12 protein-coding genes and 1 pseudogene are annotated in these 12,557 nt (G+C 73.7%); 9 read left to right on the top strand and 4 right to left on the bottom strand.

What is annotated here, in order from left to right; all coding sequences use genetic code 11:
- Positions 1-29 precede the first annotated feature (29 nt).
- On the bottom strand, positions 30-581 hold the full coding sequence (locus tag AC067A_RS04190) for a GNAT family N-acetyltransferase (protein WP_478614228.1): 552 nt from the start codon (positions 579-581) through the stop codon (positions 30-32).
- 211 nt (positions 582-792) lie between these two features.
- Here AC067A_RS04190 and AC067A_RS04185 point away from each other — a divergent pair, with 211 nt between their 5' ends.
- From AC067A_RS04185 to AC067A_RS04170, 4 genes are all read left to right on the top strand, one after another.
- Positions 793-1,353 (top strand): DUF5134 domain-containing protein, encoded by a 561-nt coding sequence (locus AC067A_RS04185; RefSeq protein ID WP_478614225.1) that lies wholly within the window; start codon positions 793-795, stop codon positions 1,351-1,353.
- A 285-nt stretch (positions 1,354-1,638) separates the two neighbouring features.
- Positions 1,639-2,574, top strand: coding sequence for a M56 family metallopeptidase (locus AC067A_RS04180; protein WP_478614223.1), 936 nt, complete (start codon positions 1,639-1,641; stop codon positions 2,572-2,574).
- 90 nt (positions 2,575-2,664) lie between these two features.
- Positions 2,665-3,345 carry a phosphatase PAP2 family protein gene (locus AC067A_RS04175; protein WP_478614220.1) on the top strand — a complete coding sequence of 227 codons (681 nt, stop codon included), beginning with the start codon at positions 2,665-2,667 and terminating at the stop codon, positions 3,343-3,345.
- 129 nt (positions 3,346-3,474) lie between these two features.
- Positions 3,475-4,137, top strand: a complete 663-nt coding sequence (locus AC067A_RS04170; protein ID WP_478614217.1) for a TetR/AcrR family transcriptional regulator — start codon at positions 3,475-3,477, stop codon at positions 4,135-4,137.
- Here AC067A_RS04170 and AC067A_RS04165 read toward each other — a convergent pair.
- A complete protein-coding gene (locus AC067A_RS04165) occupies positions 4,125-5,585 on the bottom strand; it encodes an LVIVD repeat-containing protein (RefSeq protein WP_478614214.1) in 1,461 nt (486 codons plus the stop codon). The genes AC067A_RS04170 and AC067A_RS04165 overlap by 13 nt on opposite strands.
- Positions 5,586-5,826: 241 nt before the next feature.
- On the opposite strand from AC067A_RS04165, the gene AC067A_RS04160 reads away from it, so the two are divergent.
- Positions 5,827-6,477 (top strand): DUF305 domain-containing protein, encoded by a 651-nt coding sequence (locus tag AC067A_RS04160; RefSeq protein ID WP_478614211.1) that lies wholly within the window; start codon positions 5,827-5,829, stop codon positions 6,475-6,477.
- A 196-nt stretch (positions 6,478-6,673) separates the two neighbouring features.
- Here the strand turns inward: AC067A_RS04160 and AC067A_RS04155 are convergent, their stop codons facing one another.
- Positions 6,674-7,045: an ArsR/SmtB family transcription factor gene (locus AC067A_RS04155; protein ID WP_478614208.1), complete on the bottom strand. Its 372-nt coding sequence runs from the start codon at positions 7,043-7,045 to the stop codon at positions 6,674-6,676.
- 123 nt (positions 7,046-7,168) lie between these two features.
- Here AC067A_RS04155 and AC067A_RS04150 point away from each other — a divergent pair, with 123 nt between their 5' ends.
- Both AC067A_RS04150 and AC067A_RS04145 read left to right on the top strand, forming a co-directional pair.
- Complete coding sequence (locus AC067A_RS04150; protein ID WP_478614205.1) at positions 7,169-8,251, top strand: NADH:flavin oxidoreductase/NADH oxidase; 1,083 nt, start codon at positions 7,169-7,171, stop codon at positions 8,249-8,251.
- A 102-nt stretch (positions 8,252-8,353) separates the two neighbouring features.
- A pseudogene (locus tag AC067A_RS04145) lies at positions 8,354-9,436 on the top strand (WD40/YVTN/BNR-like repeat-containing protein).
- 151 nt (positions 9,437-9,587) lie between these two features.
- On the opposite strand, the gene AC067A_RS04140 reads toward AC067A_RS04145, so the two are convergent.
- Entirely contained in the window at positions 9,588-10,265 is a 678-nt protein-coding gene (locus tag AC067A_RS04140; RefSeq protein WP_478614202.1) for a uracil-DNA glycosylase, read from the bottom strand.
- A gap of 71 nt (positions 10,266-10,336) precedes the next feature.
- On the opposite strand from AC067A_RS04140, the gene AC067A_RS04135 reads away from it, so the two are divergent.
- Positions 10,337-11,332, top strand: coding sequence for an N-acetylglucosamine kinase (locus AC067A_RS04135; protein WP_478614199.1), 996 nt, complete (start codon positions 10,337-10,339; stop codon positions 11,330-11,332).
- Positions 11,333-11,477: 145 nt separating this feature from the next.
- Positions 11,478-12,401: a sirohydrochlorin chelatase gene (locus AC067A_RS04130; RefSeq protein WP_478614196.1), complete on the top strand. Its 924-nt coding sequence runs from the start codon at positions 11,478-11,480 to the stop codon at positions 12,399-12,401.
- Positions 12,402-12,557: the final 156 nt, after the last annotated feature.

Here is a 12,557-nt window from a genome sequence, read left to right as displayed (position 1 = left end):
GGGGAGGAGGCGACTCTTCCGCCGGACGATCAGTGCAGCGGCTTGATCAGCAGCTCGAACTCGAGGTCGTCCCTCTGGGGGAGCCCGAAACGCTCGTCGCCGTACGGGAACGGCGTCGTCCGCCCGGTCCGCCGGTAGCCGCGCCGCTCGTACCAGGCGATGAGCTCCTCGCGTACGGAGATCACCGTCATCTGCATCTCGCGGACGTCCCACAGCTCGCGCACCCGGCGCTCCGCCTCCGCGATGATCCGCTTCCCGAGACCGCCGCCCTGAAGCTCGGGGCGGACCGCGAACATGCCGAAGTAGGCGACCTCGCCGCGGTGCTCGAGCTGGCAGCAGGCGACGACGGCTCCGTCGCGCTCCACGACCATGAGCCGGCTGCCGGGGGTGGTGATGACGGCGGCGACGCCCTCGGGATCGGTCCGCCGGCCCTGGAGGATGTCCGCCTCCGTGGTCCAGCCGCCCCGGCTCGCGTCGCCCCGGTAGGCCGACTCGACGAGCGGGACCAGCACGGGGACGTCGTCCAGGACCGCCTCCCGGTAGGTGATCCGGCCGGTCTCCTGGGGCGTGGCGATGTCCATACGAGCGTGGCTCCCTCGGGCGCTGACGTGCGGGCGCTGACGACGGCGCACGCGTCGGGCGTGCGCGATCGGTGCGCGATCGTCGTCGAGCCTAACGCGCGCGCCTTCCACTCCCCTCTCGTACGCCTGTGCGCGCCCGTGCGCCCGCGTGCGGGGCGGTGACGGCGGGCATGGCTCCCTGGACGGGACGGCGTCGAAGGGAAGGTGTGTCGTGGGGGGACCGGCTCTGTCCGGGTGGCTGCTGTTCGCACTCTGCGCGGCGACGGGCCTGTCCTGCCTGATCCGGATGCGGGCCACGGCCGGTGAGGAGCGGCGCGGCGCGGGAGCCGAGGCGGTCATGGGCTTCGGGATGGCGGTCATGGCGCTGCCCGCCGTCGTCCTCGCGCAGCCCGGCTGGAGCTGGGTGGTGTACGCGGCGGTGTTCGGCGGGGCGACCCTGCACGCCCTGCCGGCGCTCGGGCGCGGCGGCCACCATCTCCACCATCTGATCGGGTCGCTCGCGATGCTGTACATGGCGGTGGCGATGGGCGCACCGGGGGCGCACGCGGGGCACGCGGCGTCCGTGGCGGGCCCGGCCGGCGGCGTACCCGTCCTGACCGGCGCCCTGCTCCTCTATTACGTCGGGTACGTGCTCCACACCGGGACACGGCTGGTTCCCGTGGCGGCGACCGCCGGCGGGCCGGCGACGACCTGGGCGGCCCGCCCGGAGTCGGTGCTCGCGTGCCGGCTCGCGATGGCGCTCGCCATGCTGGCCATGCTGGTGACGCTGTGAGGTCCCGACGCCGGTGAAGGGGGCCGGTGGTCCGGCCCTCCGCGCGCCGGACCCCCGCCCCTCCACGCGCCTGTGATGCCGCCCTCCGTTCGCCGGCGATCCGTCCCCGCCGCGCGTCGGTGATGCGGCCCTGTGCTCGCCGGCGATCCCTCCCCGCCGTGCGTCGGTGATGCGGCCCTGTGCTCGCCGGTGGTGCGGACGCCGTGCGCAACGAAACCGTGGCGTACGTCACTTGCCGCCCGAGCCCATACCCCCGACCCGTACCACGCTCATAGGGTGGCGCCCATGTGGGTCTCCCTCGCACTGCTCCTGCTCGGTGTTCTGACCGCCCTCGCGGCACCGCGGCTGCTGGCCCGGGCCGACTGGGTGGAGCGAGAACCCGTGGTGGCGCTGTGGGTGTGGCAGTGCGTGGTCGCCGGAGTGCTCCTCAGCTTCGCCCTCTCCATGACGCTCAGCGCCTCGACCGCCTGGCAGGCCGTGCGGGGGCAGCTCTTCGCGCCCGCCCCGCGCGCGGTGGTCGACGCCTACGAACTCGGCACGACCGGACCGTGGTCGGCGGTGCTCGCGGTCGTCCTGGCGGCGGGCGGACTCTGGTCCGGAGCGATGCTGGGCCGTGAGATCGGCAGGGCCCGCGTCCGGCGGGGGCAGCGCCGTCGCGATCTCCTCGTCCGCTCCCCCCTGCTGCCCGGAGAGCGGCCGGCCGGCGAGCGGCTCGTCGTTCTGGAGGGCGAGCGGGCCGACGCCTGGTGGATGGCGGGCACCACGCCCCGGCTGGTCGTCACCACGGCGGCACTGCGGCGGTTGAAGGGCCGTCAGCTGGACGCGGTCCTGGCCCACGAACAGGGCCACGCCCGGGCCCGGCACGACTGGCTGCTGCACTGCTCGGCGGCACTGGCCGGCGGATTCCCCGGGATTCCGGTCTTCACCGCGTTCCGCGAGGAGATGCACCGGCTGGTGGAGCTCGCCGCCGACGACGTCGCCTCGCGCCGGTTCGGCCGGCTGACGATCGCGCTCGCACTCGTCGAACTGAACGAGGACCGCGGAGTGTTCGGCCCCGGCCACGCTCCGGACGCGGATCTGCCGCAGCGGGTGAACCGGCTGCTGACCGCCGCCCCCCGGCTCACGGCCGGACGCCGGCTGCGGCTGACCGCGGCCGCCTCGCTGGTGCCCGTGATCCCGGTGCTCGTCGCCTTCGTCCCGGCCCTCAGCGCACTCGGATAGTCGCGGGTGGCGGCCTGTGCCCCGGCAGCGGCGGCACGCGGGGAACGCGCGGACGACCGCACGGGCGGGTTCGTCGGGCAGGATCGGCGCATGCGCACCTCCGCCGTGGTCTCCGGGGTTCTGGCCGTACTCCTGCTCGCGCTCGTCGCCGCGGGGTGGTCGCCGCTGCTCTCCTTCGACCGGTGGGTCGCCGACGCCCTCCACCGAAACGCCCTGGCCCACCCCGGGTTCACCCAGCTCAACCGGGTGCTCAGCGACTGGGTGTGGGACCCGTGGACGATGCGCGCCCTGGCCGCCGCCGCAGTGGTGCTGCTGTACACGCGGAGGGAGCCGCGGGCGGCCCTGTGGGTGGCCGGGACGAGCCTGCTCGCCGTCGGACTCCAGCAGGGGCTCAAGGCCTTGGTGGGACGGGACCGGCCTCAGTGGCCCGACCCGGTCGACTCGGCCCGGTACGCCGCCTTCCCGTCCGGGCACGCGATGACGGCCACGGTGACCTGCGGGCTGCTGCTCTGGGTGCTCGCGCTGCACTGGCGGGAGGAGTGGCGCGGCTGGGGCGCCCTCGCCGGGGCCGCGGTCGTCTCCGTGGCCGGAGTGGGGTGGACCCGGGTCTACCTCGGGGTGCACTGGCCGTCGGACGTCGTCGGGGGATGGCTCCTCGGCTGGTTCTGCGTGGCCCTGGCGATCCTGACGTACCGGTGCGGCGAGCGGCGGCCGGCGCGGACCGCGCCCGGCGGAGGCACCCCGGGGCGCGGAACGGGAGAAGGACGATGAAGCCGTCTGTTCTGGACGATCCCCCGTGTCGCCCAGAACAGACGGCATGCCGGAGGGCCCGCCACACAGGCAGGCCGACCGGATGCGCCGAGTATATTGGCTGGCAGCCAATCAACGCAGGAGCCCAGCATGTCCCCGCGTAGCCCATCGGTCAATGAAGAGCTCCGGCGCCGGTCGCGCGAGCGCATTCTGCAGGCCACCGTGGAGCTCGTCGACACGAACGGCTACGAGTCGACGACGCTCGGCGACATCGCGGAGCGGGCCGGTACGGCGCGCGGGCTGATCTCCTACTACTTCGCGGGCAAGCGCGAACTCCTCCAGTCCGCGGTGCACCGGCTCATGCACCTGACGCTGGAGGAGGGGCTGGAGCGCGAGCCGCGCACGGAGGACGGGCGCGAGCGGCTGGCCCGCGCGATCGACGCGATCCTGGGGCTCGCGGCGGCACGTCCCACGCTGATGCGCACCCACATGGCGGGCATCCTGCAGGCCGAGGGGTTCGTGCAGTGCCAGGAGCAGCAGCGCCTCGCCCACCTCCTGCGGGACACGGTCACCCGGTACGGCTCGGAGGACGTGGACACCGACTATCCGATGCTGCGCGCCCTGCTGATGGGCACGGTGGTGGCGGTGCTGCTCCCGGGGGCTCCGATGCCCCTCGCGCGGCTGCGTGCGGAGCTGTTCCACCGCTACGGCCTCGACTGGGACATGGGCGTGCCGCCGGACGGTGGTCCGCCCGGCGGCACGCAGGCGTTCGGGCCGTCAGCCGGCCGTCACGGTCCTCGTCAGTCGAAGTAGTCCGGCTGGGTCTGGACGTTGAGCTCGTCCATCCGGATCCGCTTCGCGGGGTCGGTGCGGGGGTCGGAGAGCTTCAGGACGTCGAAGCCCTTGGCGATGTCGTTCGAGTAGATGTGGCCGTTGTAGTAGTACGCGGACCACGAGCCGCCCGTGGAGAGGGTGGTCGCGGAGATCGGGCCGCGCTCGAAGTAGGCGATCTCCTTCGGCTTCGCCGAGTCGGTGAAGTCCCAGACGGAGACGCCGCCCTGGTACCAGGCCTGGACCATGAGGTCCTTGCCCTTGACCGGGATCAGCGAGCCGTTGTGGGCGACGCAGTTCTCGGTGTCGGCCTGGTGGCGCGGGATCTTGAAGTAGCTGCGGAAGACGAGCTTGCGGTTCTTGCCCTTGCCGACGATGTCGTAGATGCCGTCGGCTCCGCGGTTCGGTCCGACCACGGCGTTGCAGGTGGCCGCGCCGCCGCCGCCGAGCTCGTCGGTGAAGACGACCTTGTTCGCCCGCTGGTTGAAGGTCGCGGAGTGCCAGAAGGCGAAGTTGACGTTGTCCTGGACGCGGTCGATCACCCGCGGGTGCTCGGGGTCCTCGATGTCGAAGAGGATGCCGTCGCCCATGCACGCGCCGGCCGCGAGGTCCTTCTCCGGCAGCACGGTGATGTCGTGGCAGCCGGTGGTCTTGGAGACGCCCGGGTTGGTCGGTCCGCCCGGGTTTCCGCCGCCGTCCGGGCCCTCGCCCGGGAAGAGGACGGGGAAGTTGACGACGGCGGCCTGTTCGGGCGCCTTGCGGGGCACCTTGATGACCGAGATGCCGTCGTGCGGGGGCCGGCAGTCGGGGAAGGCGACGTTGGGCGAGTACGAGGAGACGTAGACGTAGACGTCCTTGCGCTGGGGCACCAGCGTGTGGGTGTGCGAGCCGCAGGCGGTCTCGACGGCGGCGACGTACCGGGGGTTGGTGATGTCGCTGATGTCGAAGATCTTCATGCCCTCCCAGGATTCCTTGACCGACGCGGGCTGCGTGGTGCTGGCGCAGGAGTCGTCGCTCCGGGAGGAGTCGGTGGAGAGGAAGACGAGGTTCCCGGAGACCGAGATGTCGTTCTGGGAGCCCGGGCAGAGGACCTGGGCGACCGTCTTCGGGGCCTTGGGGTCGCTGATGTCGAAGATCCGGAAGCCGTCGTAGTTGCCGGCGAAGGCGTACTTGCCCTGGAAGGCGAGGTCCGAGTTGGTCCCCTTGAGGGCGTCCTTGGGGATGTTCGCGACGTGCTCGATGTTCCCGCTGTGGACGATCTCGTCCACGCCGGGTATCTCACCGCTCTGGATCGCGGCCCGCGCTTCGGCCGCCTGCTCCGCGGAGACCGTGCCTCCCGCCGGGGCGTCCCCGGGGTCGGGGGTGGCGGCCGCGGGACTCACCGCCAGCAGTGTGGCCAACAGTCCGGCCGCGGCGGCCGTCACGCCCATGTGGCGGTTCCGTGCACGGGGGTTGCGCGTGTCTGACGCGTCACGCGAGGTACGCAACGAAGTCACCCGTCTTCCCTTGTAGCCGTTCGACATGGAACAAGTGCTGGACCCCGGCAGTATCCGCCTTGCCGTGCTCATATCAACAGATGGCAACACAGACGTAACGCGGGTTTCTGGCGGGTCGACCCGAGATAAGTGCTAGGAACGGTCCATCGCCCCGCAAGAACGCCTGGAGGTCGTGTTGTTGATCTACCGTCAGCGTCTCTTCCCCGCCGTGGCACTCGCCGTCGGCGCCGTACTCGCCCTGGGTGCCTGCGAGTCGGGGCCGGAGGGGGCCGCGCCACAGGTCAAGAGCTCGACCGGAGCCTCGGTGGTGGCACCCGGCAGGCCCGGGGAGCCGGCTCGGCGGATATCCCCCGAGGAGGCCGCCCGGCTGCTGCCCGACGACAGCCCGAACAGCGCGGACTTCCGCTACGCCCAGATGATGATCGCCCACCACCGCCAGGCGCTGACGATGACGGCACTGGCCCCCCGGAGGGCGGGCTCTCCGCAGGTGAGGAAGGTGGCCGAGCGCATCGCGGCGGCCCAGCAGCCGGAGATCGGTGCGATGGAGGGTTGGCTGAAGAACAACGGCGGACCGCGCGAACAGAGCGGCCACGACCATCACTCGATGCCGGGGATGGCGACCGAGGCCCAGCTGACCCAGCTGAGGAACGCGAAGGGCAAGGCCTTCGACGAGCTCTTCCTGAAGCTCATGATCACGCACCACGAGGGCGCCGTGACGATGGCGGCCGAGGTACTCGGCGACGGCAACAACGTCCTCGTGGAGGAGATGGCCAACGACGTGATCGCACAGCAGACCGCGGAGATCAACCGGATGCGGTCCCTGTAGGGACAGACGGCACCGCTCACGTCACGGTGCCGTGCCTACCGGGGACGCGGGGGCGCGGCGGCGCCCCCCGCGGACCGGTTACGACGAGGGCGCCGCGGCGCCGCGCCGACCCGGCACCGCGAGGGCGTCACCGCACCGCGCCGACCCGGTACCGCGAGGGACTCGCGGCGTCCCGCGCACCGGGTACGGCGGGGCGTCACGGTGTCGCGAGCCCGTGGTCGTCCTCACCCTCGCGGCCGGCCTGGGCGACGGCCGCCGCGAGGACGGCGTCCAGGAGACCGGGGAAGAGGGCGTCCAGGTCGTCGCCGCGCAGGGCGTTGAGCTTGGCCGTGCCGCGGTACACCTGCCGGATCACGCCGCTTTCGCGGAGCACCCGGAAGTGGTGCGTCGTCGTCGACTTGGTCACCGGCAGGTCGAAGTGCGAGCAGCTCAGCTCGGTGCCCTCCCGCGCCATGTCGCGCACGATCCGCAGCCGCACCGGGTCCGCGAGCGCGTGCAGCACCGCCTCCAGGCGGATCTGGTCGCGCGCGGGGTGTTCGAGGGCGCGGGGGCTGGTCGTGGTCGTCACGGCGGCGGCTCCACTTCTTCCGGGATCACGCCCATTGTACGAGACCTCTCGTAGTTTGACAGGTGCCGTACTACGATGCGTATCGTACGAGCATCTTCGAGGCACCCCGAAACGGAGTCCGTCATGAGCGTCGCCCTGTTCCAGCCCTACACCCTGCGTTCGCTGACCGTGCCCAACCGGGTCTGGATGGCGCCCATGTGCCAGTACTCCGCGGAGATGACCGGGCCGAACGCGGGCGTCGCCGGCGACTGGCACTTCGCCCACTACGCGGCCCGGGCCACCGGCGGCGCGGGCCTGATCCTCGTCGAGGCGACCGCCGTCGCCCCCGAGGGCCGGATCAGCCCGGCGGACCTCGGCCTCTGGAACGACGACCAGATCGAGGGCCTGCGCCGGATCGCCGGCTTCGTCAAGGAGCACGGCACCGTACCCGGCATCCAGCTCGGGCACGCCGGCCGCAAGGCCTCCACCAACCGCCCCTGGGAAGGCCGCGGCCCCGTGGCACCCGGCGGACCGGGCTGGCAGCCCGTCGCCCCCAGCCCGGTCGAGTTCGCCGACGGCTACCCGGTGCCGACCGAGCTCACCGTGGAGCGGATCCGCGAGATCACCGGCCTGTTCGCCGACGCGGCCCGCCGGGCCCTCGCGGCGGGCTTCGAGGTCGTCGAGGTGCACGGCGCCCACGGCTACCTCATCGGCGAGTTCCTCTCCCCGCACAGCAACCACCGCACGGACGCGTACGGCGGCTCCTTCGAGAACCGCACCCGGCTCGCCCTGGAGGTCGTCGACGCCGTACGGGCCGTGTGGCCCGAGGAACTGCCCGTCTTCTTCCGCGTCTCCGCCACCGACTGGCTGGAGGAGCAGGGCTGGACGGCCGACGAGACCGTGCGCTTCGCCGCGCTCCTGCGCGAGCACGGCGTCGACCTCCTCGACGTGTCCAGCGGCGGCAACGGCGGACCGGCCGAGATCCCGGTCGGCCCCGGCTACCAGGTGCCCTTCGCCGCCCGCGTCAAGGCGGAGACCGGGCTGCCGGTGGCCGCCGTCGGCCTGATCACCGAGAGCCGGCAGGCGGAGAAGATCCTCGCCAACGGCGAGGCCGACGCGGTCCTCCTCGGCCGGGAACTGCTGCGCGACGCCTCCTGGCCCCGCCGCGCCGCCCGCGAACTCGGCGCCGAGACCCATGCCCCGGCGCCGTACGCCTGGGCGATCTGACCGGCCGGGCCCAGGACGCACGTGTGTTCCGGGGGTCGTTGTCAGAGGGTGGGTGCAGACTGGCCGATGTCCCGCGACAACGGCGTCCTGGAGGTGGCAGCCATGCCCGACGTACTCCTCACCGTAGGCACCCGCAAGGGCCTCTTCATCGGCCGCAGGCACGACGGACGGTGGGAGTTCGACGACCCCGCCTTCCCCGCCCAGGCGGTGTACTCGGTCGCCATCGACACCCGGCGGCCGACCCCGCGGCTGCTCGTGGGCGGGGACAGCGCCCACTGGGGCCCGTCCGTCTTCCACTCCGACGACCTCGGCAGGACCTGGACCGAACCGGCCCGGCCCGCCGTCAAGTTCCCCGAGGACACCGGCGCCTCCCTGGAGCGGGTCTGGCAGCTGCACCCGGCGCCCCGCCACTCCCCCGACGTCGTGTACGCGGGGACCGAGCCGGCGGCTCTCTTCCGCTCGTCCGACGGCGGGGAGTCCTTCGAGCTCGTCCGCCCGCTCTGGGAGCACCCGACCCGCTCGAAATGGGTGCCCGGTGGCGGCGGCGAGGCGGTCCACACCGTCGTCACCGACCCGCGCGACCCGGAGGCGCTGACGGTCGCGGTGTCCACCGCGGGCGTGTTCCGCTCCCGGGACGGCGGCGCCGCCTGGGCGCCCTCCAACCACGGGGTGTCCGCCGTCTTCCTGCCCGAGGCGAACCCCGAGTTCGGGCAGTGCGTCCACAAGATCGCCCAGGACGCGGGCGACAAGGACCGGCTCTACCTCCAGAACCACTGGGGCGTCTTCCGCAGCGACGACGCCGGCGCCCACTAGTCCGACATCGGCTCCGGCCTGCCCTCCGACTTCGGCTTCGCGGTCGCCGCGCACCCCCACCGCCCCGACACCGCCTACGTCTTCCCCATCACCGCCGACTCCGACCGCGTCCCGGCCGGCCGCCGCTGCCGCGTCTACCGCACGACCGACGCCGGAGCCTCCTGGGAACCGCTGACCCGGGGCCTGCCCGAGGGCGACCACTACGGCACGGTGCTGCGCGACGCCCTCTGCACGGACGACGCGGACCCCGCCGGCGTCTACTTCGGCAACCGGAACGGCGAGGTCTACGCGAGCGCCGACGACGGCGACACCTGGCGCCGACTCGCCGAGCACCTTCCGGACGTCCTCTGCGTACGGGCGGCGGTGCTCTGAGCGCACCTCCGAAAGGCTCCCGGGCGCGGGCGGCGGTGATCCGAGGACCCGCCGGACGCCCTCGCTCGCGGGTAGGGCGATCCGGGCGAGCGCCGGACGCCCCTCCTCACGTGCGGCGGCCCGTCCGGGCACGCCGCCGCACGCCGGGAGATCAGGGCAGGCGCCAGTCCACGGGCTGGGCGCCCTGCTTCAGGAGCAGGTCGTTCGCGCGACTGAAGGGGCGGGAGCCGAAGAAGCCGCGGTCGGCCGACATCGGGGACGGGTGCACGGACTCGACCGCCGGCAGATCGCCCAGGAGCGGACGGGCCCTGCGGGCGTCACTGCCCCACAGGATCGACACCAGCGGCTTCTTCCGCGCGGCCAGGGCCCGGATCGCCTGCTCGGTGACCTCTTCCCAGCCCTTGCCGCGGTGCGCGCCCGGCTTGCGCGGGGCCGTCGTCAGCGCCCTGTTGAGGAGCAGGACGCCCTGGCGCGCCCAGGGCGTCAGGTCGCCGTTCGACGGCCGGGGCAGGCCCAGGTCCGTGTGCAGCTCCCGGAAGATGTTCTCCAGGCTGCCGGGGAGCGAGCGGACCTCGGGCGCGACCGAGAAGCTCAGCCCCATCGCCATCCCCGGCGTGGGGTAGGGGTCCTGACCCACGATCAGGACCCGCACCTCGTCGAAGGGCTGCTGAAACGCCCGCAGGACGTTCGCCCCGGACGGCAGGTACGTCCGGCCCGCGGCGACCTCCGCCCGCAGGAAGTCCCCCATCTCCGCCACACGCCCGGCGACGGGACGCAGAGCCTCCGCCCAGCCGGGCTCCACCAGTTCGTTCAAGGGTCGCGCTGTCACAATCCGTCACTCTACCGGCCTACAGTGACAGCGAACCTTCTTCCGCTCCACCCGCAGTGAGGACGGTGCACGTGGATTCCGTGGACGAACGGTCCGAGGGCCTGGTCGTCGGTGTCGACTCCGGCGGTTCGGGGCTCCGGGTCGCACTGGCCGAAGCGAGGGGCGGGGCGGTGCTCGGGACGGTCGTCTCGCGGGAGCCCGTGCGGACCGGCAGCGGCGGGATCTCCGCCGGGCACTTCCTCGAGCAGGTGCTGCCGGCGGTGCGCGGCCTCGCGGAGACGCACGGCTCGCGGCCGGTGGTGGCGGTCGCCGTGGGGGCGGCCGGTATGGCGACGCTCGGTGATGAGCTGCGGGCCGAGCTCCCCGGCGCGTTCGCGGAGGCGTGGGGGGTGCGCCGGGTCGCGCTCGCGGCCGACGCGGTGACCGCGTACGCCGGAGCGCTGGGACAGCGCGCGGGGGCGGTCGTCGCGGGTGGGACGGGGATGGTCGCGCTCGGCACCGACCTGACGTCCTGGCGGCGCGCGGACGGCTGGGGGCACCTCCTCGGCGACTGCGGGGGCGGTGCCTGGATCGGGCGGGCCGGCCTGGAGGCGGCGATGCGCGCGTACGACGGGCGGCGGGGCGGTTCGGTGCGGCTGCTGGCACGCGCCGAGAAGCTGTTCGGGCCGGCGGCGGGGCTGCCGGGGACGCTGTACCCCCGTACGGACAGGGCGGCCGTGCTGGCCTCGTTCGCCCCCGAGGTGGGGCGGTGCGCGGAGGAGGATCCGGTCGCCGCGGACATCCTGGCGCGGGCGGCCGCCCGTATCGCCGAGGCCGCCGAGGCCGTCTGCCCCGGCGGGCCGGGGGCCGTGGTGGCGCTGACCGGCGGGCTGTTCCACCTGGGCGACGCGCTGCTCGTCCCGCTGCGGGCGGCGCTCGGGGAGCTGGTTCCGCACGCCGTCGCCGTGCCCCCCGCCGGTGATCCGCTCGCCGGGGCGGTGGGCCTCGCCACGGCGCTGGCGGGCGGGACGCCGAGGCTTCCCGAGGACCCGGCGCTGCTACGCCTCTTCGGCGCCGGGGTGGCGTAGCCCTGGGGTATCCGCCCAGGTGGGGAGCGGTGCGCGGGTCCGCATGGCGTCGGGCGGCCCTCCGGACCGGACATAGAGGGGCAGAAGGCGCGCGACCGCACCTCAGCCGACGGCGCCGGGGACGAAACCAGTAGCATGCGGCGCCATGAGCTCCCCCACTGGGCCTGCTTCCGGCCTGCCTGTACGAATGCCTCGACCCCGCCAGTCCGGGCGGCACCGTCGCCCCGAACCCGCGGCGGCGCCCGAGGGCGCTCCCGCGCTGGTTCTCGCCGTTCCCGGCGTCCCGTCCGCCGCCGTCCGCTCGCTGGCCGAAGAGGTCGTGAGCATCGCCCGCTCCGAGCTGCCCGGCCTTGAGGCCGCGATCGGCTTCCTGGAGGGCGACGACACGGAGTACCCCGCGCTTTCGACCGTGCTGACGTCGGCCGCCGCGCTGCGCACCCAGCGGTACGAGCTGGCCGTGGCCGCCGGCCGCGAGGTCAGCGCGCCGACGGGTCCGGCCGCGGTCGTGGTGCCGCTGCTCGCCGGTCCGGACAGTGCCCAGATGCGCCTGGTGCGCCAGGCCCTCATGGACGGCGGCAACACGGCCGAGCTGACCGACGTGCTCGGTCCGCACCCGCTGCTCGCGGAGGCGCTTCACGTGCGCCTGTCCGAGGCGGGTCTGGCGCGGGCCGACCGCGCCCGTCTGTTCACGGTCGCCACGGCTGCCGACGGCATCATCCTGGCCACGGTCGGTGGCGAGGAGGCCGTGCAGGCCGCCGGGATCACCGGCATGCTGCTCGCCGCGCGCCTCGCCGTGCCGGTGATGGCCGCCGCGCTCGACCAGGAGGGCTCGATCGCCTCCATCGCCGATCAGCTGCGCGCCGCCGGCTCGGAGCAGCTGGCCCTCGCCCCGTACCTGATCGGGCCGGAGCTGGCCGACGGTCTCCTGGACGTCGCGTCGAAGGAGGCCGGCTGCGCCGCCGCCGAGCCGCTGGGTGCCTACCCGGCCATCGGCAAGCTGGTGCTCACGCAGTACACGGCCGCGCTGGGCATTCCGCCGCAGCAGCCGCAGGACGCGCCCTCGCTCTGAGGTCCGCGGCCCCGCGTCGCGGTCGTACGGGAGGGCCCGCTCCGGAATCGTCCGGGGCGGGCCCTCCGGCGTGCTCGGCCCCGCGTGGGGGCCCGGCGCCCGGCGCGGGGCGGGCCGTGGGCCGTGCCCGCCCCGCACGAGGACGCCCCGGCTCCG

The sequence above is a fragment of the Streptomyces sp. NPDC043176 genome (genome assembly GCF_056436715.1).
This window is presented reverse-complemented; position numbering and strand designations above follow the sequence as displayed.

What these genes read in the sequence shown, in the direction of transcription:
- AC067A_RS04190 (WP_478614228.1), bottom strand. Translation starts at nt 581, where the DNA reads ATGGACATCGCCACGCCCCAGGAGACCGGCCGGATCACCTACCGGGAG.
- AC067A_RS04180 (WP_478614223.1), top strand. Translation starts at nt 1,639, where the DNA reads ATGTGGGTCTCCCTCGCACTGCTCCTGCTCGGTGTTCTGACCGCCCTC.
- AC067A_RS04175 (WP_478614220.1), top strand. Translation starts at nt 2,665, where the DNA reads ATGCGCACCTCCGCCGTGGTCTCCGGGGTTCTGGCCGTACTCCTGCTC.
- AC067A_RS04170 (WP_478614217.1), top strand. Translation starts at nt 3,475, where the DNA reads ATGTCCCCGCGTAGCCCATCGGTCAATGAAGAGCTCCGGCGCCGGTCG.
- AC067A_RS04165 (WP_478614214.1), bottom strand. Translation starts at nt 5,585, where the DNA reads ATGGGCGTGACGGCCGCCGCGGCCGGACTGTTGGCCACACTGCTGGCG.
- AC067A_RS04150 (WP_478614205.1), top strand. Translation starts at nt 7,169, where the DNA reads ATGAGCGTCGCCCTGTTCCAGCCCTACACCCTGCGTTCGCTGACCGTG.
- AC067A_RS04130 (WP_478614196.1), top strand. Translation starts at nt 11,478, where the DNA reads ATGAGCTCCCCCACTGGGCCTGCTTCCGGCCTGCCTGTACGAATGCCT.